At 43.2% G+C, this 21,872-nt stretch carries 21 protein-coding genes and 2 tRNA genes; 9 read left to right on the top strand and 14 right to left on the bottom strand.

What is annotated here, in order from left to right:
• Positions 1–334: 334 nt before the first annotated feature.
• Both CHA01nite_RS11425 and CHA01nite_RS11420 read right to left on the bottom strand, forming a co-directional pair.
• Complete coding sequence (locus CHA01nite_RS11425) at positions 335–1,276, bottom strand: alpha/beta hydrolase (protein WP_146941563.1); 942 nt, start codon at positions 1,274–1,276, stop codon at positions 335–337.
• Positions 1,273–2,196, bottom strand: coding sequence for an AraC family transcriptional regulator (locus tag CHA01nite_RS11420; RefSeq protein WP_146941562.1), 924 nt, complete (start codon positions 2,194–2,196; stop codon positions 1,273–1,275). Before CHA01nite_RS11420 ends, CHA01nite_RS11425 begins: the two co-directional genes overlap by 4 nt.
• 182 nt (positions 2,197–2,378) lie before the next feature.
• On the opposite strand from CHA01nite_RS11420, the gene CHA01nite_RS11415 reads away from it, so the two are divergent.
• The 3 genes from CHA01nite_RS11415 (at position 2,379) to CHA01nite_RS11405 (ending at position 5,060) form a co-directional block, all read left to right on the top strand.
• A complete protein-coding gene (locus CHA01nite_RS11415; RefSeq protein WP_146941561.1) occupies positions 2,379–3,908 on the top strand; it encodes an aldehyde dehydrogenase family protein in 1,530 nt (509 codons plus the stop codon).
• 244 nt (positions 3,909–4,152) lie between these two features.
• The gene (locus CHA01nite_RS11410) at positions 4,153–4,536 is read left to right on the top strand and encodes a DUF779 domain-containing protein (RefSeq protein WP_146941560.1); all 384 of its coding nucleotides are present in this window, start codon (positions 4,153–4,155) and stop codon (positions 4,534–4,536) included.
• A gap of 224 nt (positions 4,537–4,760) precedes the next feature.
• Positions 4,761–5,060 carry a GIY-YIG nuclease family protein gene (locus tag CHA01nite_RS11405; protein WP_146941559.1) on the top strand — a complete coding sequence of 100 codons (300 nt, stop codon included), beginning with the start codon at positions 4,761–4,763 and terminating at the stop codon, positions 5,058–5,060.
• A gap of 330 nt (positions 5,061–5,390) precedes the next feature.
• Here CHA01nite_RS11405 and CHA01nite_RS11400 read toward each other — a convergent pair whose 3' ends face one another.
• Positions 5,391–6,590, bottom strand: coding sequence for a dicarboxylate/amino acid:cation symporter (locus CHA01nite_RS11400; RefSeq protein WP_146941558.1), 1,200 nt, complete (start codon positions 6,588–6,590; stop codon positions 5,391–5,393).
• A gap of 93 nt (positions 6,591–6,683) precedes the next feature.
• Here CHA01nite_RS11400 and CHA01nite_RS11395 point away from each other — a divergent pair, with 93 nt between their 5' ends.
• The 3 genes from CHA01nite_RS11395 (at position 6,684) to CHA01nite_RS11385 (ending at position 8,552) form a co-directional block, all read left to right on the top strand.
• Positions 6,684–7,610: a DnaJ C-terminal domain-containing protein gene (locus CHA01nite_RS11395; RefSeq protein WP_146941556.1), complete on the top strand. Its 927-nt coding sequence runs from the start codon at positions 6,684–6,686 to the stop codon at positions 7,608–7,610.
• Between the two features lie 3 nt (positions 7,611–7,613).
• Positions 7,614–7,916 (top strand): chaperone modulator CbpM, encoded by a 303-nt coding sequence (locus tag CHA01nite_RS11390; protein ID WP_146941554.1) that lies wholly within the window; start codon positions 7,614–7,616, stop codon positions 7,914–7,916.
• Positions 7,917–8,003: 87 nt separating this feature from the next.
• Entirely contained in the window at positions 8,004–8,552 is a 549-nt protein-coding gene (locus CHA01nite_RS11385) for a hypothetical protein (protein ID WP_228458402.1), read from the top strand.
• 54 nt (positions 8,553–8,606) lie between these two features.
• On the opposite strand, the gene CHA01nite_RS11380 is transcribed toward CHA01nite_RS11385, so the two are convergent.
• Positions 8,607–9,590 (bottom strand): PLP-dependent cysteine synthase family protein, encoded by a 984-nt coding sequence (locus CHA01nite_RS11380; RefSeq protein WP_146941550.1) that lies wholly within the window; start codon positions 9,588–9,590, stop codon positions 8,607–8,609.
• A 425-nt stretch (positions 9,591–10,015) separates the two neighbouring features.
• Positions 10,016–11,245 carry an ABC transporter permease gene (locus tag CHA01nite_RS11375; protein ID WP_146941548.1) on the bottom strand — a complete coding sequence of 410 codons (1,230 nt, stop codon included), beginning with the start codon at positions 11,243–11,245 and terminating at the stop codon, positions 10,016–10,018.
• A 4-nt stretch (positions 11,246–11,249) separates the two neighbouring features.
• Between CHA01nite_RS11375 and CHA01nite_RS11370 the strand changes: the two genes are divergently transcribed.
• Entirely contained in the window at positions 11,250–12,461 is a 1,212-nt protein-coding gene (locus tag CHA01nite_RS11370) for an exo-beta-N-acetylmuramidase NamZ family protein (RefSeq protein WP_146941586.1), read from the top strand.
• A 192-nt stretch (positions 12,462–12,653) separates the two neighbouring features.
• Here CHA01nite_RS11370 and CHA01nite_RS11365 read toward each other — a convergent pair whose 3' ends face one another.
• From CHA01nite_RS11365 to CHA01nite_RS11335, 7 genes are all read right to left on the bottom strand, one after another.
• On the bottom strand, positions 12,654–12,860 hold the full coding sequence (locus CHA01nite_RS11365) for a hypothetical protein (protein ID WP_146941546.1): 207 nt from the start codon (positions 12,858–12,860) through the stop codon (positions 12,654–12,656).
• 4 nt (positions 12,861–12,864) lie between these two features.
• Positions 12,865–13,497, bottom strand: a complete 633-nt coding sequence (locus CHA01nite_RS11360) for a DUF3575 domain-containing protein (protein WP_146941544.1) — start codon at positions 13,495–13,497, stop codon at positions 12,865–12,867.
• A 3-nt stretch (positions 13,498–13,500) separates the two neighbouring features.
• Positions 13,501–14,676 carry a thioredoxin family protein gene (locus tag CHA01nite_RS11355; protein ID WP_146941542.1) on the bottom strand — a complete coding sequence of 392 codons (1,176 nt, stop codon included), beginning with the start codon at positions 14,674–14,676 and terminating at the stop codon, positions 13,501–13,503.
• Between the two features lie 134 nt (positions 14,677–14,810).
• Positions 14,811–14,883: transfer RNA gene (locus CHA01nite_RS11350), tRNA-Phe, on the bottom strand.
• A gap of 118 nt (positions 14,884–15,001) precedes the next feature.
• Positions 15,002–15,074 (bottom strand) — tRNA-Phe (locus CHA01nite_RS11345).
• Positions 15,075–15,170: 96 nt separating this feature from the next.
• On the bottom strand, positions 15,171–17,012 hold the full coding sequence (locus CHA01nite_RS11340) for a bifunctional lysophospholipid acyltransferase family protein/GNAT family N-acetyltransferase (protein ID WP_146941541.1): 1,842 nt from the start codon (positions 17,010–17,012) through the stop codon (positions 15,171–15,173).
• Between the two features lie 22 nt (positions 17,013–17,034).
• Positions 17,035–18,273 carry an aspartate kinase gene (locus CHA01nite_RS11335; RefSeq protein WP_146941539.1) on the bottom strand — a complete coding sequence of 413 codons (1,239 nt, stop codon included), beginning with the start codon at positions 18,271–18,273 and terminating at the stop codon, positions 17,035–17,037.
• A gap of 507 nt (positions 18,274–18,780) precedes the next feature.
• Between CHA01nite_RS11335 and fbp the strand changes: the two genes are divergently transcribed.
• Positions 18,781–19,797: a class 1 fructose-bisphosphatase gene (gene fbp / locus CHA01nite_RS11330; protein ID WP_146941537.1), complete on the top strand. Its 1,017-nt coding sequence runs from the start codon at positions 18,781–18,783 to the stop codon at positions 19,795–19,797.
• The gene (locus CHA01nite_RS11325; RefSeq protein WP_146941536.1) at positions 19,797–20,801 is read left to right on the top strand and encodes an o-succinylbenzoate synthase; all 1,005 of its coding nucleotides are present in this window, start codon (positions 19,797–19,799) and stop codon (positions 20,799–20,801) included. Before fbp ends, CHA01nite_RS11325 begins: the two co-directional genes overlap by 1 nt.
• Positions 20,802–20,814: 13 nt before the next feature.
• Here CHA01nite_RS11325 and CHA01nite_RS20505 read toward each other — a convergent pair whose 3' ends face one another.
• Both CHA01nite_RS20505 and CHA01nite_RS11320 read right to left on the bottom strand, forming a co-directional pair.
• Positions 20,815–20,982: a bacteriocin-like protein gene (locus CHA01nite_RS20505; RefSeq protein ID WP_170234724.1), complete on the bottom strand. Its 168-nt coding sequence runs from the start codon at positions 20,980–20,982 to the stop codon at positions 20,815–20,817.
• 341 nt (positions 20,983–21,323) lie between these two features.
• Positions 21,324–21,716 (bottom strand): hypothetical protein, encoded by a 393-nt coding sequence (locus CHA01nite_RS11320; protein ID WP_146941534.1) that lies wholly within the window; start codon positions 21,714–21,716, stop codon positions 21,324–21,326.
• Positions 21,717–21,872: the final 156 nt, after the last annotated feature.

Raw genomic sequence — 21,872 nt, 5'->3', positions numbered from 1 at the left:
CGGGATTTTATTTGGAAAAAGCTGACTCATGATTGATTGGTCTTCAAAACTTTATTCCTACCCGAATATGAAGACATCCTGGAAATTTTTGATTTTCCTCTCATGTGCTCTAAACTGTTTTCAAAGCTTCAATCTTTATCTCATGTGATAAATCTTCTGCAGATACGCGGATTTGTCCAGATGACGGTGTGGCTCTGTTCAGCCATCGGGAACACAAGACCACGAAGAAATTCCGCTGTATGCTTCTGAAAAGTTCACAGAGCCGTTCTACTGATAAAGCTTCAATCTTTATCTCATGTGACTTATGTGTTAAATCTAAAAGGTGCAGCATCAGTTATTCCCTCCAGAATCCATTACGCTGTGTCCAGCTTTTAAATAATTGCGGCCATTGGGCTGTTTCATTTCCCGGTTTTCCCAGGCCCCAGCCATGCCCGCCGGTTGGGAAGATATGCATTTCCACGGGAATGCCGGCCTTTTTCAGAGCATTTTCCATCAGGTACGAGTTGGCCACAGGGGAGATCGGATCATCAGCTGCCTGCGCCAGAAAAGTAGGCGGTGTGCCCGCAGTCACCTGCCGTTCGGCCGAAAAACCGGTTTCCTGCGAAAGGGTAGGGTGCAGGCCTAAAATACTCTTTAATGAATGGGTTCTGTTATTCGGAGGAAGCATGGAGATGACGGGATAAATTAGTGCGGTAAAATCCGGTCTGGCCGATAATGAATCGACGGCATCAACCTGCTGATAAAATTTTTTGTTGAAAAGAGTGGATGCGATTCCTGCCAGATGGCCTCCTGCAGAAAATCCCAGAATCCCGATTTTATGCGGATCGATTTCATATCTGCCGGCCATACTGCGGATCAGCCGCACTGCCCGTTGGGCATCTTCAAAAGGAACGTTGGTGGTGGGCCAGCCTTCCTGAGGCAGCCGGTAAATCAGTTCAAAAGCAGTGACCCCCTGAGATTGCAGCCAATTTGCTGTGGGGGTACTTTCTTTTCCCATTTCGATGCGTGCATATCCGCCGCCGCTGATGACCAGGACAGCCGTTCCGTTGGGGGTTTTCGGACGGTGAACAATCAGTCTCGGTGTGGAAATACCAGTAAAGGAACCTTTATTACTTACGGTTTCAGGACTTCCCGCCCCACCCTGATCCGGCATAGTGTTTTTCCATAAATCGAGGATTTCCGAATCTTCCGGTAAAGTTAGAGACGGTGTGGCGGATTGAGCAGCCACAGAATGACTTAATAAAAACAAAAGCGCGAGAATGATACGATGGTTCATTCAAAAAAAGTCGTTTTATCCTGAAAGCTTTTCGGCGTAACCCCGACAAGCTGTTTAAATACCCGTGTAAAATAATTCGTATCCGAAAAACCGGTCTGGAAAGCGGTTTCTTTAATGCTGTTCCGGCCGGCCAGCAGTTCTTTGGCTTTACTGATCCTTTCCTGTAAGATAAAATCGTTCGGTGAAGTTCCCAGCTCCTCTTTAAACATCTTGAAGAAATTCGATTTGCTGACGTAAGCCATTTTAGCAATGCTTTCCACCGACAGTTTCTGGTGCAGGTTCTTTCTGATATAATTCACCACAAAACCGATCCTCGATGTATTCTTAGCCATATTCTTCTCTACGATCCCCCGGGCCTGGGTCTGCATCAGCCGGATCAGCAGTTCCTTCAGGGCAAAATCGGCCATAATATCTTTCTGGGAATTGTCATCCATCGCAATCCGCATGATATTGTTGGTTGCAGAGGCAAGGGAGGTATTGTTAAAAAGGTAATATTCATCCGGCCCGATATTCCAGTAGGAAGATTCGTCGGTTTTCGGGAGGTGGTAGTTGAGGTAATTCAGGGAATCCTGGATAAATTCGGGATTCAGGCTCAGCGAAATGCATTGGGTAGGAGTTTGGTCGGCTTCAGGGAAATCAATGACCATTGTTTCCCCGGGTGAGACCAGAACGCTTTCTCCCGGAAAATAGTCGAAATAACCCGTTTTATGTTCCAGCTTCATGTGCTTTTTCCCGCGGAGCATGGCAGTAAAGGCAATCGTGTCAAAATGCAGTTTTACCCCGAAAGCTGCCCGATGCGTTTCATAGATGCTGAATTCGCAGTTGTTCAGGTTAAAGGTCGTCCGGTTTTCAACCAGGCTCAGCAGCTGGTTTTCCCTTTTCAGTTCAGGGGTTTCTAATAAAATCTTGCTGTTGTTCATTCCTAAAGATTTAGATTGCCTCTTTACCCAAATATAGAAAATATCTGCTGATCAATTTGTTAAGGAAACCATAAAAAACAAATGGCTGATACGATTTTGAAGTTTTTTTGTACGATTGTGCTATCCGAATGTCACGGGGAAGTGTAATTTGGTGGATATAAAAATTAAAAATTGTACGAATTATGAGCACTACAACCCAACAGCAACCGGAGACCGTATTGCAATGGCCCGAATTTAAAAGCAGATATGATAATTACATCAACGGACAGTTTACCGCTCCTGCAAACGGAAAATATTTCGATGTGGTTTCCCCGGTAACCGGTAAAAATTTCACCCAGGCAGCACACTCTTCAAAAGAAGATCTTGAGCTGGCCGTCAATGCTGCCGAAAAAGCTTTTGAAACCTGGAAAAATACCTCCTCGACGGAAAGAAGCATCATTTTAAATAAAATTGCCGACCGGATCGAGCAGAATTTAGAATACATCGCAACCGTAGAGACCATCGACAACGGGAAAGCCGTACGGGAAACCCTGGCTGCCGATATTCCGCTGGCTGTGGACCACTTCCGGTATTTTGCCTCCGTTATCAGGGCTGAAGAAGGTTCCCATAACGAATTGGATAAAGATACCGTTTCCCTGATCGTACACGAACCGCTTGGCGTCATTGCCCAGATTATCCCATGGAATTTCCCGATCTTAATGGCGGTGTGGAAACTGGCTCCGGCACTGGCCGCAGGAAACTGTGTAGTCCTGAAGCCCGCAGAAAGTACACCCGTTTCCATTATGGTTCTAATGGAGCTGATCGGCGACCTTCTTCCTCCGGGAGTAGTCAACATCGTTAACGGTTTCGGTGCCGAACTCGGAAGGGCGTTGGTAACCAACCCGAAAGTGAACAAAGCGGCATTTACAGGTTCTACGGCAACCGGACGCCTGGTGATGCAGTATGCCACGGAGAATATCATTCCGGTAACGCTGGAATTAGGTGGGAAATCCCCGAACGTTTTCTTCAGTTCCGTTATGGATGCCGACGACGAATTTCTGGACAAAGCCGTTGAAGGAGCCGTACTTTTTGCGCTGAACCAGGGGGAAATCTGTACCTGCCCGTCAAGATTGCTGGTTCAGGAAGATATCGCCGACGCCTTCATCGCCAAAGTGATCGAAAGGGTGAAAGCCATTAAAGTCGGAAACCCGCTGGACAAAACCGTGATGATGGGCGCTCAGGCCTCGCAGATCCAGAAAGACAAAATCCTTTCTTACATCAAATTAGGAAAAGAAGAAGGCGCGGAAGTGCTTGTCGGCGGTGATGTGAACAATGTGGGCGAAGGTCTGGAAGACGGATATTACATCCAGCCAACCATTTTCAAAGGGACAAACCGGATGAGGATCTTCCAGGAAGAAATTTTCGGGCCCGTACTTGCTTTCACGACCTTTAAAGATGAGGAAGAAGCGGTAAAAATTGCCAACGATACCATCTACGGGCTTGGTGCAGGAGTCTGGACCAGGGATGCACACCAGCTGTACAACGTTCCGCGTCAGATCCAGGCGGGAAGGGTTTGGGTGAACCAATACCATTCTTATCCGGCAGGAGCGCCGTTTGGAGGATACAAGCAGTCGGGAATCGGGCGTGAGAACCACAAGATGATGCTCGACCATTACCGTCAGACCAAAAACATGCTGATTTCCTACAACAAGAACAAACTTGGTTTCTTTTAATTTTAATGCATGATGGCGTGCCCGTTTTCCCCGTCTTACAACGGGGAAACGGTCGGGCTATCCAGGGCTCCACTTCGTTCCGGTGCGCTGCACGCCGCTTTCAGCGGCCCCTTCCTATCCCTCACGCAGACCGCCGTTGGCCATTGACCGAACATTCGGGATACTGTTCACCGTGATGAGGAATTCATATTTAAAACAGAATTTATATTTATAAATCAGAATTATAATCCTTAACAAAAAGATTATGGAAAATAAAATACCCAGGCTTTCTGCTACCGAAAAAGCGTTGGAAGTCATCTGGGAACTGGAGAAAAAATACGGCGACCTGATGTTCTACCAGGCCGGAGGATGCTGCGAAGGCACCCAGCCGCAGTGTTTTGAGAAAGGCGGCTTTTTCCCGAGAATGAACGATGCCATGATCGGGACCATCCATGACCACGAGTTCTGGATCGACCGCGACCTCTTCGAGTACTGGCAGTATTCCCACTTCACCTTAGACGTCACCGACGGTTTCGGACCAGGCGGATTTTCTCTTGAAACCCCTTTGGGAAAAACCTTCAGGGTCATCTACAGGCTCTTCACCCCCGAAGAACTTAAAAACCTGGAGCCGGTGAAGCGGAGTGAATGACCTTTTAATTTAAAATTTGAACTGATTGTAATTAATTTTTTAAATCTGATAAGGGCTTCTGATTGTAGATCTGATAATAGCTCTTGGGAATTATCATTGGTAGCTTATTCTCGATGGTGGCTGAGGTTCTCGATGGTGGCTGAGGTTCTCGATGGTGGCTGAGGTTCTCGATGGTGGCTGAGGTTCTCGAAGCCACATTAGTTTAATATTCAAAAAACACAAATATGAAAAAAGGGTATATGTATATTTTATTATGTTCTGATGGCTCATATTACACAGGTAGTACAATAGATTTAGAATTGCGTCTCTTGCATCATCAAAAAGGAGAAGGTTCAAACCATACTGCAAAAAGATTACCTGTTAAGCTTCTTTATTGTGAAGAATATGATAATATTGCCGATGCATTTTATCGTGAAAAGCAGGTGCAGCGTTGGAGCCGAAAGAAGAAAGAGGCGTTAATCAATGGTGAGCCTCACCTCCTTCCGCCTTTATCTAAGGCCCATCGTGATCTCAAAAATATATAGGTCTTACCTTGAAAATATTTTCTTTAGCTTAAAAAAAACTTGATTTTATCAACAGTGGCTTCGAGAGCCTCAGCCACCGGTGAATAAATCAGCGATAACTAAAATTTCAATAATTCTCTCAATATATTCTGTAATGTCTGGCATTAATCAAGAAGGTACAATCATTATGATAAGTACTGCCGATAATCATTGAAATCCTTATTAATGACTTCTATCCCTGATACCTGGAGTTTTTATAAGTAGTACTGATTTGTAGATAGCGATGTCTATCATTCTCAATAATAGTTTTAATAACTGCCCTTGATGGTGGCTGAGGCTCTCGAAGCCCCATCACACCTTCACAAACCGGCTTACAAACATTGAAGCCACCAACTGTCCTACGGCATTCAGTACCGTTGCCAGAGGATCCACCAGGGTCCCGATGATCATTACGGCCGGAACCGCTTCCTGAGGCAGCTGGTACACCGAAATCATCAGCATCTCCCCGATATACCCGCCGTTCGGAATCCCGCCCGCTACAATGCTGACAAAAATGGTAATTCCCAAAGCCAGAAGCAGGTTCACCGGATCAAAAAAATCCCTGCCGATAATAAGGAACGCTACATAAATTTTAATAATCGACGACATCGACGAACCGTTTTTGTGCAGGGTCGTCCCGATCGGAATGACAATATTCGAAATCTGGCCCGGAATACCGATGTTGGAAGCTGCCTGTAAATTTGCCGGCATGGTGGCAAAGCTGCTGCAGGTACTCAAGGCGGTTAAGGTCGGAAACGGCGCATGGGTCCAGAAACTTTTTACCCCCTTTTTCCCGTTGGCCATAAAGGCATACAGCGAAAAGAAAACAAGGAAATAAACAATCCCGGCAACATAATACAATCCCAGCGGCCTGGCATAAAACCCGAATAGCTGGGGTCCTAACGTAGCGACCTGGTAGGCAAAGTAAGCCCCCAATCCGATAGGAGCCGCTTTCATAATGATCAGGAGCAGTTCTTTCATCACTTCATAGCCGGAGGCGATAAACGACCTGAAGACCTGTCCTTTTTCTCCTGCCTTTCTGGCAGAAAAGCCCGTCATAAAAGCAAAGATCAGAAGAGCCAGCATATTCTGCCTTGAAAAAAGCTGGGTAAACTCCCCGACGGTAAAGAATCCGACAATCCGGTCGCCCCAGCTGTCATTGTTCACGGTTTCTTCCACAATTTCACGGCTGCCCATAACGTCCGAAACCGGAAAAAGGTATACGGCACCAATGGTAAAGACGGCTGCCGTTACAATGAAGAACAGGAAGGTAAGGGCCATCACCAACATGATCCTCCCGAACTTCGACTGCTGTTCCAGTGAAGCAATGGAATTGGAAACCGCAAAAAATACCAGCGGAACCACGCTTACGAACAGCAGGTTCAGGAAAATGTCGCCCAGTGGTTTCAGATACTCCACAATGCCGGGCGCAACAATTCCGATAACGCTGCCGACAGTGATTCCAAGAAGCAGAAGTAAAATTCCGGAGTAGTTTTTCAGGACGTTGTTCATGGGTTGCTTTTTAACCAAAGATAGCGGTAATTTTTCATATCCGAAGTACCTGTTTCGGTCTCAAATTTGTTGATTTCAAGAAAAATTGTTTCTATGGCTTATATAGATTACTATACCATTTTAGGCGTAGATAAAAACGCAACCCAGGATGATATCAAAAAAGCCTATCGTAAGCTGGCGAGAAAGCTGCACCCGGACCTGAATCCGAACGACAAAGAGGCAGAACGGAAATTCAAAGAGCTGAATGAAGCCAATGAGGTCCTCAGCAATCCGGAAAACCGCGCTAAGTACGATAAATACGGCGAACACTGGAAGCATGGTGAAGAATACGAGAGAGCACAGCAACAGCAGCAAAGGCAGTACCAGAGCCAGGGCCAGGGCGGAGGTTTCGGAGGCGGATTTTCCGGAGGCGACTTTGGTGACGGGGAAGATTTCTCCGATTTTTTCCAGAGCATGTTCGGTGGGGCCGGCGGCGGTTTCGGAAGAAGTTCCCGCGGCAGTGCATCCGGAAAATTCAAAGGGCAGAACGTTCATGCCGAACTGAATCTGGGTTTAAGGGATGCCGCTACAACCCATCCGCAGACTTTTGAGATCAACGGTAAAAAAGTAAGGATCACCATTCCGGCAGGAGTCTATGACGGACAGCAGATCAAACTGAAAGGCTACGGGGAACCCGGTTTCAACGGAGGACCGAACGGGGATCTGTATATTACGTTCAATATTCCGGCCGATCCGGATTTTGAAAGAATTGGTGATGATCTGAAAACGAAAGTGACGGTTGATCTTTATACTGCCGTTTTAGGCGGAGACGTAAAAGTAAATACCCTGAACGGAAGCGTCAGCCTGAAAGTGAAAGCCGGAACCCAGAACGGTACAACGGTAAGGCTGAAAGGAAAAGGTTTTCCGGTATACAAAAAAGAAGGGCAGTCCGGCGATCTGTTTGTAACCTATGAGGTGAAGCTCCCGACAGATCTTACGGATAAGCAGAAAGAACTTTTCGAACAACTTAAAAATACCTAAGCCATGAGTGAAAGAATATCACGGGAAGAACTCGTAAAAATATACAATATCGAAATTACTTTTTTTGATGAACTGGTCGATTCCGGCCTGCTGAATATCCATACTGAAAATGAAGTCCGTTACCTGATGTACGAAGACCTGCCGAATTTCGAGCGGTTTACGAACTGGCACTACGACCTCGACATTAATCTTCCGGGACTGGAAGTAATCCATGACATGCTTAAAAAAATGGAAAGCCTCAGGCAGCGAAACCGGGAGCTGATGAATAGGCTGTCAGCAATCGGTAATGAGTATAGGGAGGGTTAGGTTTTATCTTGAAAGCTTTGGAACGTGTGCACAAATGAGGGTTTTAGAATTTAAGAGTATGAGGGTTGGAGTGGAAAAAACTTATATTTGCATCCACAATTAACCGATATGAGTGAAGAAAGAGTGATCGTTCTGAAACCTGAGCGAAAGGACTTCGAGGAAATATATTTTGATGGTAACCAGGGAAGCCTGTTTTTTTCATCCGCCACCAGGGGAAAAACCATGACAACGGTTGTCGTAGGAGCCATACTGCTGATTGTCTTTATCTTCAGGAACGATTTTACACAGGAAAAAGCGGGAATTCTCTATTTTATAAGTTTTCTGTTTCTGTTGTGTGCCGTTTTCCTTTCCATGAGCATCAACAAAGTTTCCCGGTGGAAAAAGCAGGTAAACCATTATTTGTCAAAGCTTGAAAACTGCAGCATTTACGAAATAAGATTAGACGAACAGTTTTTTACCGTAAATATCAATGGTGAAAAGGAAACCAGCGAATGGAAAGACTTTACCCATTTTGGCAGCAATAACGAATTTATTACGGTTGAAGGAAAATACAGTTATATGTTTCCCCGGAAATCGATGAATGAAAAAGATTACAGCTTTCTGAAGCAGGTATTAAAGAAAAATGTTACCGTATAAAACAAAAAACTCAGAGCATAGGTTCCGAGTTTTTTGTTTATTGTGAAAAGGCGGTTAATCCAGCCAACCCATTTCTTTCATCCATTCGTCGTTGTAGATTTTCCCGACATACCGGGAACCATGGTCATGAAGAAGCACCACGATCACGTCGTCTTTGGTGAACTGGTCTTTCATCTGAACCATGGAAGCGATGGCACTTCCTGCTGAATACCCGCAGAAAATCCCTTCTTCCTTGGCCAGTTTTCTGGCGTAGATGGCACCGTCCTTATCCGTTACTTTCTCGAAATGATCGATTACCGACATATCGTAATTTTCAGGAAGAATATCTTCTCCGATCCCCTCGGTAATATAGGTGTAGGCGTTTTCTAATTTTATTTCCCCGGTTTCGTGGATTTCTTTCAGGATCGAACCGTAAGTATCGACACCGATAATCCTGATGTTTTCATTTTTCTCCTTAAAGAACTTCCCGCAGCCTGTAATCGTACCTCCCGTTCCGGCTCCGACTACGAAATGCGTCAGCTTGCCTTCCGTCTGTTCCCAGATTTCAGGAGCGGTAGATTCATAATGAGCCGCTCTGTTCGATAAATTATCATATTGGTTCACGTACCATCCGTTTTCCGTTTCTTTGGCCAGTCTTTTTGAAACTGAATAATAGGAGCGCGGATCGGTAGGTTTTACATCGGTCGGGCATACAATAACCTCGGCACCTACGGCACGGAGAATATCACATTTTTCTTTAGACTGTTTGGAGTTGGTTACAAAGATACATTTGTAGCCTTTGATGATGGCGGCCAGCGCCAGCCCCATCCCTGTATTTCCTGAAGTTCCTTCAATGATCGTCCCTCCGGGTTTCAATCTTCCATCTTTCTCGGCATCTTCAATCATTTTCAGGGCCATCCGGTCTTTCACGGAATTTCCCGGGTTGAAAGTTTCCACCTTTGCCAAAACCAATGCCGGAAAATCTTCACCCAAAACCTTGTTCAGTTTTACCAGTGGTGTATTTCCGATAGTTTCGAGGATGTTGTTTGCGTATTTCATAAACGTTTTTTAAAGCACGCGCTAAGATACATCTTTCAGATAATTAATAATAAATATTGTGTCGCTAAAAATGTAAAACATCTGTAAACCTGTATGGTAGATGTAAAATTATTGATGAAATGGTTAAGATAATCTTAGGTAACCGGAGTGAATTTTATAAACTCCGTAAATCATCCTATTTATTTCAATACCTGAATTCGACAGTATCAATCAGTAGGAATGAATTCGCGGGGTTTAATAAATCTGTCCTTGATATTTCACCATGTACTTTTGATCTTAATGGTGAATTCCTCCGGTTTAATGGTCAATTTTTGACGAATATAAATATACCTGCCGAGCAAAATTCACCATTCACAATTGACATTTCACCTTGAAAATTCACTTACACAGCAAAATTGGCTTGCGGAGCAAAATACACGATTGATCTAATTGTACTTAATCGCTTTCACCGGAGAGATCTTGCTGATCAGATAGCTCGGAACAATTAAGGCAAGACCTGAGATTAGCAGGATCCCCAGGGAAATGGAGATGATCGCAATCGGGTTAAGATCTACCGGAACGGTACTGACGTAATAATTTTCCGGATTTAATTTGATAATCCCAAAAATTTTCTGGATAAAAATCAGACCGAGGCCGATGGCATTTCCGTACAATAATCCCGGGATCATAATGATCAGCGTATAATTGATGAAAGTGGCCCGGATCTGTGCATTGCTGGCGCCCAATGTTTTCAGTAAGCCGATGGAATTCGTCCGCTCAATGATCAGGATCAGAAGGACCATGATGATGTTGATGACTACCACGATCAGCATGATGATGATGATCAGGGCGATATTGGTGTCGAAAATACTGATCCAGTCAGTAATCTGCGGGAATTTTTCCGTGGCTTTTTCTGCGTAATTTTTATAGCCGATCAGTTTTTCGATTTCCGGCAGGTTGCGGTCGGTATCATCAACGTTTTTAAAGAAAATATCCAGTCCGCCGATCTCATCCGGCTTCATGTCCTGGATTTTACGGACGTGGTTGATTCCGCCGAGCACAAACTGGTCATCAATCATTTTAATATCCGTCCTGTAAATCCCGACCACTTCAAACTTCCTGTAAATAGGCTTTTGGTCTGCTTTGGAAAACACGGTAACAATACTGTCCTTTACTTTCAGGTGAAGATCGGTGGCGATCTTCTGTGAAATTGTAACGCCGTTGTAAAACCCCTGTTCGGTTACTTTAGGCGAGGTTCCGGCGATCAGGAATTTCTTAAACCTCAGGCTGTCGAAATCTTTCCCGACACCTTTGAAGATAATACCGGCAAAATTATGCTCATTCCGCATGATTCCCGTTACCGTAGCATATTTCTGGACACTGGCCACATCGGGCAGTTCCCGGATTTTCTTCAGATCCAGCCCCTGATTATCCAGCACTGATGTATTGTATGAAGAGTTGGACCGGGTAGACCGTACGGTGATGTGCCCGCTGAAATCCGCCAGCCTTTCCTTGATCGCTTTTTTGGAACCGAATCCGGTGGAAACGGTAATCAGCGATACGATAATTCCCAAAGCCACAGAGAGCCTGCCGATAAAGATGATCACCCTCGACAGGTTATTTTTGTTATCTTTGGAAAATGCTATTTTTTTGGAAAAATATAAAGGAAAGCTCAAGACGATGAATTTAGATTTCAAAATTAAAAATTTACTTCTTATTTGCCTAATTTTTTTAGGAGTATTCAATCAATATTATTCTCAGGTTCAGCATCAGGATGATTTTAAAACCGGTGCGGATCAGCCGGCCCTGTATCTGCCTCTGCTGAAAGGAAAAACCGTCGGTATTGTGACCAACCAGACCGGGCTTATGAGCGACCGGACTTATGTAGTGGATTTTCTGGTAAAAAACGGGATTAAAATCAAATCTATTTTTGCACCCGAGCACGGTTTCAGGGGCGACGCAGACGCCGGGGAAAAGGTAAAGAACGGAGTTGATGTAAAAACCGGGATTCCCATTGTTTCCCTGTATGGCAACAATAAGAAGCCAAGTGCTGAACAGCTGAAGGGAATTGACGTTATTGTATTTGATATTCAGGATGTCGGCGTTCGTTTCTATACCTATATTTCCACCTTAACGTACGTCATGGAAGCAGGAGCGGAAAACAATGTGGAGGTGATCGTGCTCGATCGTCCCAATCCGCATGACGGCTACACGGATGGTCCGGTCCTCAGGAAAAAATGGACCAGCTTTGTGGGAATGCATGAAGTTCCGGTCGTTTACGGTTTAACCATCGGCGAATATGGTCAGATGGTGAACGGCGAAGGATGGCTTAAAAATAAAGTGAAGGCAAAATATACCCTGATCCCGATGAAAAACTACCATAAAACCAGGCGTTATCCGATGCCGGACCGGCCTTCGCCCAATCTGCCGGACGATCATTCAATCAATCTGTACCCAAGCCTGTGTTTTTTTGAGGGAACGCAGGTTTCCGTAGGCCGGGGCACCGACTTGCCGTTTCAGATTTACGGTTCGCCCTGGACCAAAAGCCTGCCTTACCAGTTTACCCCAAAACCGACAGCCGGGGCAAAAGACCCGTTTTTAAACGGGAAATTATGCTATGGTGAAAATCTTTCAGCGTATAAAAAAGATTTAAGGGAACTGAATCCCGAATGGCTGATGAAAGCCTACAAACATTATAAAAATCCGGAGCTGGACTTTTTCCTGAAACCTGCAGCCGGAAAAAATTACTGGTTTGATATGCTGGCCGGAAGTGATGACCTGCGGAAGCAGATTGTTGCCGGAAAATCAATCTCCGAAATCAGAGCTTCCTGGAAACCTGAGCTGGATGCTTTCGAAAAGATCCGGAAGAAATATATAGTTTACGAAAAATAAAAAGGTGAATGCTGATTCGTCAATGGCAAATGATGCATTTGCTTCACAAGTGAATTTGGAGTCACCGAATAATTGACCATTGACTCGTAAAAATTGACTATTCACATCAAAATAAAATGGTGAACGGTCAATTTGTTAACGCAGGTAAATTGACTATTAACCAGCGCAGCCAAATTGACCATTCACTTTTTATCAGTCAAAATTCTGTGGCGGCGTTTTATCGTCTTTCCCTCTGTTCATGATGAGCAGACCGATGGACAGGCCGATAACCCCTGCAGCGGCGATCATCAATGCCCTTTCCAGCTTATCTGCCTGGTCGTTTCCGAGGTAATTCATCAGGAAAAGAATGACAAATGTAATGACACAGATAATGAGATGGTTTCTTCCGAATAATTTCATGGGATTATTTTAATTTATAAGAAATCATCACCCCACCTCTGTAAGGAATGATTTCACCGCTTTTATTGAATTTTTCAGCCTTGTCATAACGATCGCCTCTTGAGCGGTCGTATCCTTTGTAATAGTCCTGCGAGGTTCCTACCGCTCCATATATATCAATGTTCCAGCGATCCGAAACTTTAAACTGGTATCCTGCAGTAACCCCAAGGATCACTGAATATCCCTTTTGGTATAAATCAGATGAATTGCGGGTAATCCCGGTTTCCGGATCAGTTGAAATATTATCCTTCCAATAGTTCCATTTCTGTACGTTGAAACGGGATCCGGCAATATTGGCTCCGACATAAAAGTGCCTGAAGGCTTCGTTAAAATAATACCTTCCTTCCAGTGAAATGGAATAGTACTGCAGTTCGTGGCCTGCAAAAGATTTCCACGGGGAAATCAATACATCTCCCTGTACCGTAATTTTTTTGCTTACCTGGTGTTCCAGGGCAAGGTTCACAATTCCGATCGGGATGAATAAAGCGTTTCCCTTTACATAGACACTCTTTTCAGAAGGCTGCTCCTGTTCCTGAGCATTTAAATTCCCCAATAAAAACAGGGTAAGAAATCCTGTAATACATTTAATTTTTGACATTTGTTATTTCAATTGTTTCAGTAACTCATCAGCTAAAGCAGAATCTTTTTGGGATTGGCTGGCTATGTTTTTAGACATTTCTGCATAGGTCTTTGCCATTTCTTTATTTCCCGTTAAAAAATAAAGTTTGGCAAGGATATAAGTGTTTTCGGACGTTTCGCTTCTCATCACGGATTTTTCGGCCCATTCCGCTGCTTTCTTCAGGGAAGACGGGGTTTTAATGTGCTCTGAAAACAGCCAGGCGGCTTTTAAAAGTTCGTTGGGTTCAAAAGCTTCTGAATTTTTGTAGTAGGCCAGGGCTGCTTTTTCGTACTCCGGGAAATCGGCGTTCTGCTCGTAATAACTTAGTTTGGTCTGGTTGAGCTTTATCTCCGCATCATGCTTTCCGACCAGAGGTTCTGCATTTTTCATGAAATCATCGTCGTTGATCTTTCTGCTTTGCGGATCAATGGATTGTTCCACGATTTTCCCCAATTTGATCTGGTTATCAAACTCTTTATAAGTTTCTTCAGGTAGAAATTTGATGATCTCCGTTTTCCTTTCAATGAAAGTCTTATAATTTTTATCTTCGGTCGATTTCAGGAAATATAAGAGCAACCCGACATCATCTTTTGTGAATTCCTCCGTTTTTTTCCTGTTTTCAAAATACCTTTCAGAAGCCTGTTTGGCAAAAGGATAATCCGAAGACGAATTCAGCTTCATAATATTGATCAGGAATTCAGGATCTTTTTCGCCTTTGGCAAAACGTTCCTTTAACGAACCTTTTTTGTTGTTCGGGGAATTGACATCCTGAGCCATGGTGAGGAACATGCCCGGTTCCATATAGCCGTAGTTCTGCGAAACCAGCTCGCCGTCGCCATTCAGGAAAAGATAAGTAGGATAGGAGCGTACGCCGTATTTTACTGCAATATCCCTTCCTTCGCCTTTTTCCATGTCAAATCTCGCATTCAAGAAGTTGGCATTGAAATAATCTCCGACGGTTTTCTGGGTAAAAACATTTCTTTCCATCATCTTACAGGGGCCGCACCATGAAGTATAGGCATCCAGAAATACGATCTTCTTTTCTTTTTTTGCTTTGGCAATAAGGTCTTTGAAAGGCAGGTCCTGGAACTTGACGGCTTCCTGGGAAAATGCGGCTACCGCAGAAAACAAAAATAAACCGGAGATAATCTTCTTCATTTCTCAAATAAAATTTCAAAAAGCGAAGATACTTATTTTCAGGTAAAAGAATTGTGATTGATGTTACATTAACCACCATTTAACAAAAATTCAGGAAAAAACAGAAAAGTCATCCCGGAAAGGATGACTTTAAGTGGTTTCTCCAGGAATCGAACCAGGGACACATGGATTTTCAATCCATTGCTCTACCAACTGAGCTAAGAAACCGTTTGGTTTGTACTTCGTCTGAAGTGGTGCAAAAATAATAATTATTATTAAATCCTGCAAGGTTTATTTAAAACAGTTTTGAAAAGAAAACCACCTTTTGACAGGTGGTTTTTCTAAGTGGTTTCTCCAGGAATCGAACCAGGGACACATGGATTTTCAATCCATTGCTCTACCAACTGAGCTAAGAAACCATTCTTGTACTTCGTTGTTTTAAAGTGATGCAAAAGTAGTAAGTTTTCGTATATGAAGCAAGTATTAACACTACTTTTTTTAATAAAACCTAAAACCTACTGATTTTCAACCGGATTATTTTCCTGTTCCCTGCGGATCTGCTCGCTCATTTCTTCGAGTACCGGCTTTATTGTGCTTTCAGGAAGATCGCTGATCCGGATGTACATCAGCCCGTCAATCGCATCATTGAAGTTGGGATCCACATTAAAGGCAATTACTTTTGCATTCTGCTTGATATATTTCTTTATTAAAACAGGCAGTCTCAGCTCCGGTTCAAGGTCGTCGATAATTTTATCCAGCTTGTTTAAATCAGATTCCATTTCTTCAAAAAACAGATGCTTGTCCCGGTCTCTGAGTTTTACCTTATATTCATTTCTCGGCGTGATATACTGTGCCACAGCGGAATCATAATAATTCGAACGCATAAATTCGATCATCAGTGATTTCGAGAATTCTGAAAATTTATTGGAAATACTTACGCCGCCCATCAGGAATTTATGATCCGGATTCCTCAGGCAGACGTGTACGATCCCCCGCCATAAAAGGAAAAGAGGAAGCGGCTTCTGCTGGTATTCCTGGCAGATGTAGGCCCGGCCCATTTCGATTACCTTTTTGAAGAAAGGGTGGATGTCCTGCTCAAATTCAAACAGCGAACTGGTGTAAAACCCGCGTATTCCGGACTTCTTCATCACTTCCTTACCCAAAGCCATCCGGTAGGCTCCCACAAGCTTTTCCGCAGCACTGTCCCAGAGGAAAAGGTGATGGTAATGCTTATCGTATTCATCCAGGTCGAAAGGAAGGTTGCTGCCTTCACCCACGGCCCGGAAAGTCAGTTCACGCTGACGTCCGATTTCCCGCATGATCGAAGGGATTTCCTCATAGGTGGTAAAGTAAACTTCGTAATTCCCGTTACTGAAAAACATTTTATCCGTCCCTTTCAGTTTGGAAATATCCTTTAAAATATCTTCTCTCGGTGTTTCGTCAATGATATTCTGAACAATATTCTCTTCCCTTAGCAAAGGGAATTTTACCGATAAGTTTTTAAGATTGATGCTTTGCGCCAGAGATTTCCTCTTTTCGTAATAAGACTGCATCATATACACCTTACGTTTCAGGTATTCACCCAGTTCCTCGGTCGTCTCCATGTCATCCATGGCTTTTACCGTGATCGGTTTTCCGATCCTGATCCTGATCGGTTTTTCCCGGTCTTTCATCATCTCCGCTGGAAGCATGACGGTCTGTAAATTGGGATGGAGCTTGGCTACCTGATAAAATATCCGGCTGTTCTTCGCATGGAAATACATAGGAACCACCGGTACCTTGGCCATTCGGATCAGTTTCAGGGCGGGTTTTTCCCAGTCTTTATCCAGTATTTCGCCATACGGATTGTTTTTGTTGGAGACTTCCCCCGCCGGGAAGATCCCTACACAGCCTCCGTTCTGAAGATGCTTCAAAGTTTCCCGCATCCCGGAAGAGCTGCTGTATGCTCCTTTCCTGCCTTCAAAGGGATTAACGGAAATCACGTACGGTTCCATCGGCTTGATCTTTTCCAGCAGGAAATTCCCCATCACTTTAAAATCCGGGCGCACTTCAGATAAGATTTTGCACATCAGAATGCCGTCGATCGCACCCAGCGGATGGTTGGAAACCAGAATAAACGGCCCCGTTTTCGGGATTTTAGCCAGATCCTCTTCAAAGGCGATATAGCTCAGATTGCGTTCCCTTACAAATGAGTCGAAAAAGTCTTTACCTTCCTTATCTTTCAGTTTGTCGTATAGTTTATTTACTTCATTGATCTTGGCAATGCTCATGACAGCAGAAGCTACAGGATTTTTCAGAAATCCTATTTTATGTAAGCCGGAAGCTTTAATTAAATCGTTTTTCGAAATTAAACTCATGTGTGTTTAGTCGCAATTAGTTTTATTGTGTTACCATTTGAAGCGTATTCTTGGAAATCTGCTCCAATAATACACTTTTTTCCTGGTAAAATTGATCTATGTTCTCTATTTTAGCATTCCTTACGGTGAATAAAGATACGTTTTTTACGATTTCCGTTTCAAATGATTTCTGCAATTCTTCATTCAGTTCATCCACCTGGTTGAATTTGTCTTCCAGGCACAAAGCCAGTGAAATAGCCGAATTCTGCATCAGGGAAACCTTGATCTTATATTTGGATAAATATCCGAAAATCAAGCTCATGTGGTCTTCTGCAATAAATGAAAAGTCCCGTGTGGAAATTTTAAGCAGGGTCTGGTTTTCTTTCAGGATATAAGATTCTTCGCTTTGGTTTTTTTCCGATGCCCCGACCTTCGTTCCTGCTTTTGCAGGATCTACAAAAGATTTTACGTAAAAAGGAATGTTTTTCTGCTGAAGCGGCTGCAGGGTTTTAGGGTGGATCACACTGGCGCCGTAGTAGGCCATTTCGATAGCCTCTTCATAAGAAATATTGGAAAGCAGGGTTACGTCTTTAAATTTTCGTGGATCTCCCGTCATTACGCCCGGTACGTCTTTCCAGATCGTCATTGCTTCTGCATTCAGGCAATAGGCGAAAATGGCAGCCGAATAATCGGAACCTTCTCTTCCAAGGGTAACGGTGAAATTATTTTCATCCGATCCGATAAATCCCTGGGTAACGTAGCATATTTCTTTATTTAAGCTTGAAATGAATTCCTCTGTCCGGGTCCAGTCTACAACCCCTTCGCGGTATGAATTGTCGGTTTTTACATAATCCCGTGCATCCAGCCACTGGTTGGTAAACTGTATTTCGTTCAGGTATTCGCTTAAAATCTTTGTGGAAATCATTTCCCCGCAGCTTACGACCTGGTCGTAAACGAAATTATAATTCGGAGACTTGTTTCTGCGCAGGAAAGAATCTATATCATCAAAAAATAAATTGATTTCCGCAAAAACGGCATGGTTTTCCGGAAATAAGCCTTCCGCAATTTCAATATGTTTCCGTTTTATCTTTTCAATTTCCGTTTGATAGTTATCCTTACTGAAATAAAGTTCCACCACTTTTTCCAGTTCATTCGTCGTCTTGCCCATCGCTGAAATAACCAGCAGACATTTGGCAAATCCCTGGCTTTGTAAAACCATAGAGACGTTCTTTACGCTTTCAGCATCCTTTACTGATGCTCCACCAAACTTGAAAATTTTCATTAATTTGTTAATAATAAAATTGTTAGATAAAAATTACGGGAATATTTTACGGGGCTCAAAATTATAAATTTACAACGAGATATGAAATAGCCCATGAATTTCACCGGCTTAAGATTTTATTAAAATCAATGCAAATTCAAAGCTGCCATCTGAAAAAGCCGTAAAACAGAAACGGAAAGAGGATCGGTATTCCACTCAATATCATTGCCGGAGGTCTTTACAGATGGAAATTCCCCGCTACTGATCGCCGGGATTTCTTTTATACCAATTGGGTATTATATCCGGTAGATTTGTTGAAGAAGGGAAATTTAAATTAATGTGAACAATAACGCCGGATCTACCCGGCGTCTGTATGAAAAGGGAGTGTTTTTTTATGATAAGTCCTGTTTTTTAAAGTGATTTAAACAGGTATCTGGTTTATGTACAGCGGGTTAAGGGCTTTTGTTAATAATTCTTTTACATTGTAATAAATTTTACGAAATTTGAGGAAATCGTAAAAAGAAAAATATGTCACAGCAACCATTACAGACTTTAGGAGAATTCCTTATCGAAAGGCAGGATGATTTCCAGTATTCCACCGGAGAATTTTCCCGCCTGCTGAGCGCGATAAGGCTGGCTTCAAAAGTGGTAAACAGAGAGGTAAACAAAGCAGGAATCGTAGATATTGCAGGGGCGGCCGGCAACCAGAATATTCAGGGGGAGGAGCAGCAGAAACTGGATGTGATCGCCAATGAAATTTTTATTACGGCTCTGTCCCAGCGGGAGGTTGTCTGCGGAATCGCTTCCGAAGAAAATGATGATTTTATCGATATCAAATGCGGCGAAAACGGGCACTTAAGCAAATATGTAGTGCTCATCGACCCTTTGGACGGGTCTTCAAATATTGATGTGAACGTTTCGGTAGGAACCATTTTTTCTATTTACAGAAGAGTGACGGAACCGGGAACGCCGGTACAGCTGGAAGACTTCCTGCAGAAAGGGGTCAACCAGATTGCGGCAGGTTATATTATCTACGGTTCATCCACCATGATCGTTTATACCACAGGAAACGGGGTAAACGGGTTTACGCTGGATCCTTCTCTGGGAACCTATTACCTTTCACATCCGAACATGACTTTTCCGAGAACGGGAAAGATTTATTCCATCAATGAAGGAAACTACATTAAATTTCCCCAGGGTGTAAAAAATTACCTTAAATATTGCCAGATGGAAGAAGGAGACCGTCCGTATACTTCGAGGTATATCGGTTCGCTTGTTGCCGATTTCCACAGGAATATGCTGAAAGGCGGAATCTACATTTATCCATCCTATTCGCAGGCGCCTAACGGAAAATTGAGGCTGCTGTACGAATGCAACCCTGTAGCTTTTATTACCGAGCAGGCAGGAGGAAAAGCAACCGACGGTTTCAGAAGAATCCTGGAAATTGAACCGACCGAACTGCATCAGCGGATTCCTTTTTTCTGCGGAAGCATCGATATGGTGGAAAAAGCGGAAGAATTTATGAGAATCGACAGTGTAAAATAATGAAAGCAGAATATTTCAGGTATTTATTGGAATTCAAACGCCCGAGTGGAACATCTCGCGGCGTTTTGCGTGAAAAGGAAACCTTCATCCTGGAAATTTCCGAAAACGGGAAAACGGGAGTTGGAGAATGCGCTGTTTTCAGGGGACTGAGCTTTGACGACCGCCCGGATTACGAAGAAAAGCTGCAATGGCTTTGCAAAAACATTCAGAAAGATCCTGAATTTCTAAAAGAGCATCTGATCAGCTTCCCATCGATCTGGTTCGGGTATGAACAGGCCAAGCTGAATTTAGAGCATGGGGAAAATCTCTATTTCCCCAGTGAATTTACAGACGGTACAGTACCGGTTACCATCAACGGACTGATCTGGATGGGCAGCATTGATTATATGGAGGAACAGATCCGTGATAAGCTGGATCAGGGATTTCACTGCATCAAATTAAAGATCGGTGTCAATTGGGAATCTGAACATGAAATTTTAAAAGCCCTGAGACAGAAATTCTCAAAAGAGGTGCTGGAGTTGCGGGTGGATGCCAATGGAGGATTTACCAAAGATGAAGCGAAAACCGTCCTTCAGCAGCTGGCAGATTTGCAGATTCATTCTATCGAACAGCCGGTCAAAGCCGGACATTGGTCCGATATGGCCGAGCTTTGTTCCGGAACGCCTACGCCAATAGCTCTGGATGAAGAACTGATCGGAATTACGGATTTTCATGAAAAGATCAAACTTCTGGAAGCCATAAAGCCACAGTATATTATTCTGAAGCCCGCGCTGGTGGGAGGATTTGCCGGTTCCGATGAATGGATTTCTCTTGCAGAACAACAAAATATCGGGTGGTGGATAACTTCTGCGCTGGAAAGCAATATCGGGCTGAATGCCATCGCCCAGTATACTTTTACAAAAAAAAGCCCGATGCCGCAAGGATTGGGAACCGGAGCTTTATTCGTTAATAATTTCGAGACCCATCTTGACTTGCAGGGCGAATCATTATGGTTTAAAATATAAGCTTTATACTCTGCTAGCAGGCTGGTGCGGGTGAATCCGGACAGGTCTGCTGGCCGCAGTAGTCGGGAGCCCATGATCTGCAGCACATCGCCGCTGGGTTCCAGCTGTTACATCCCAAGGGAGGCTTTCCTCCTTTGATCGCTTTTAATTCCTCTCTCTTGATTTTTTTTAGATTTTTCATAAAACATTGATTTATTTGGTTGGTTATGTAAATATGAAAATCTTTTCAGAGACACGCAAGAAATTCAGCATAATTAACAGATATTAAAAAATATATTTAACAGAATCTATTAATTATCCTGAAGGCTGATGATGCAAGTCTTTTTGTGTTTTAGATCTGATACGCTTTATTAAATAACGTCTTTTACGAAAATTGCCTTTTTAATGTATTCTAAAAATACAGAGAGCTTGGTTCTAACTTTTTCCATGATATAAGTTTATATTTCCCCGATTTATGATAATGAGTTTACAATCTCTATGCCAGACTGTACTACCACAATTTTTCAACAAAGTGTGATATGTTTATGTTTTAATCAATGCTTTGACTAATAAATGGTTGTGAATGTTTTTTTTGTTGTTTTTTGTTCGATTGGTGATAAGATTCCGGTCCATTCCGTTTAAGTTCTGGAAAATGTTATTCTGTACCATTGGAGCTGTATAGATATCCCTAATGGTTACCGGCTTCATATTAAGGGTACCCAGAAGATCATCTTCTGGGAAAGGGGCAGGCTTTAAAATATTCCGGTTGGTATCATCTTTTTTCTTTCTTGCCGCTTCGGGAGTTTCCTGGTAATCCTCGAAGTCGCGTCCGGCAATTCTGAAATTGGGAATCGAATGTCTGTCATTGGAAAAAGAATCAGCTCTTTTGCCTCTATGATCGACGATTTTTCTGTTGTTCAGGATATAAACGGCCATGTTGATAAATAATTGAGTAGGTTTTTAGCAGGCCTAATTTAAGTAAAAATATCATATCCGGATCATTTAATCCCCTTAAATTACTAGTTGGGTAAACCCTTAAATTTTCCTAAATTTGCAAATTGTCGTGATACACGGCATTTTAAAGCGAATTTT

Origin of the sequence: Chryseobacterium hagamense, assembly GCF_007991455.1 — a bacterium.
Taxonomy (GTDB): Bacteria; Bacteroidota; Bacteroidia; order Flavobacteriales; family Weeksellaceae; genus Chryseobacterium; species Chryseobacterium hagamense.
Note: the sequence above shows the minus strand (reverse complement) of the source record. Positions and strands in the feature narration are given on the sequence as shown.

Bases quoted from the DNA above. Each gene is read 5' to 3' on its own strand.
- CHA01nite_RS11425 (WP_146941563.1), bottom strand. From the start codon at position 1,276: ATGAACCATCGTATCATTCTCGCGCTTTTGTTTTTATTAAGTCATTCT.
- CHA01nite_RS11420 (WP_146941562.1), bottom strand. From the start codon at position 2,196: ATGAACAACAGCAAGATTTTATTAGAAACCCCTGAACTGAAAAGGGAA.
- CHA01nite_RS11415 (WP_146941561.1), top strand. From the start codon at position 2,379: ATGAGCACTACAACCCAACAGCAACCGGAGACCGTATTGCAATGGCCC.
- CHA01nite_RS11410 (WP_146941560.1), top strand. From the start codon at position 4,153: ATGGAAAATAAAATACCCAGGCTTTCTGCTACCGAAAAAGCGTTGGAA.
- CHA01nite_RS11405 (WP_146941559.1), top strand. From the start codon at position 4,761: ATGAAAAAAGGGTATATGTATATTTTATTATGTTCTGATGGCTCATAT.
- CHA01nite_RS11400 (WP_146941558.1), bottom strand. From the start codon at position 6,590: ATGAACAACGTCCTGAAAAACTACTCCGGAATTTTACTTCTGCTTCTT.
- CHA01nite_RS11395 (WP_146941556.1), top strand. From the start codon at position 6,684: ATGGCTTATATAGATTACTATACCATTTTAGGCGTAGATAAAAACGCA.
- CHA01nite_RS11390 (WP_146941554.1), top strand. From the start codon at position 7,614: ATGAGTGAAAGAATATCACGGGAAGAACTCGTAAAAATATACAATATC.
- CHA01nite_RS11380 (WP_146941550.1), bottom strand. From the start codon at position 9,590: ATGAAATACGCAAACAACATCCTCGAAACTATCGGAAATACACCACTG.
- CHA01nite_RS11370 (WP_146941586.1), top strand. From the start codon at position 11,250: ATGAATTTAGATTTCAAAATTAAAAATTTACTTCTTATTTGCCTAATT.
- CHA01nite_RS11365 (WP_146941546.1), bottom strand. From the start codon at position 12,860: ATGAAATTATTCGGAAGAAACCATCTCATTATCTGTGTCATTACATTT.
- CHA01nite_RS11360 (WP_146941544.1), bottom strand. From the start codon at position 13,497: ATGTCAAAAATTAAATGTATTACAGGATTTCTTACCCTGTTTTTATTG.
- CHA01nite_RS11355 (WP_146941542.1), bottom strand. From the start codon at position 14,676: ATGAAGAAGATTATCTCCGGTTTATTTTTGTTTTCTGCGGTAGCCGCA.
- CHA01nite_RS11340 (WP_146941541.1), bottom strand. From the start codon at position 17,012: ATGAGTTTAATTTCGAAAAACGATTTAATTAAAGCTTCCGGCTTACAT.
- CHA01nite_RS11335 (WP_146941539.1), bottom strand. From the start codon at position 18,273: ATGAAAATTTTCAAGTTTGGTGGAGCATCAGTAAAGGATGCTGAAAGC.
- fbp (WP_146941537.1), top strand. From the start codon at position 18,781: ATGTCACAGCAACCATTACAGACTTTAGGAGAATTCCTTATCGAAAGG.
- CHA01nite_RS11325 (WP_146941536.1), top strand. From the start codon at position 19,797: ATGAAAGCAGAATATTTCAGGTATTTATTGGAATTCAAACGCCCGAGT.
- CHA01nite_RS20505 (WP_170234724.1), bottom strand. From the start codon at position 20,982: ATGAAAAATCTAAAAAAAATCAAGAGAGAGGAATTAAAAGCGATCAAA.
- CHA01nite_RS11320 (WP_146941534.1), bottom strand. From the start codon at position 21,716: ATGGCCGTTTATATCCTGAACAACAGAAAAATCGTCGATCATAGAGGC.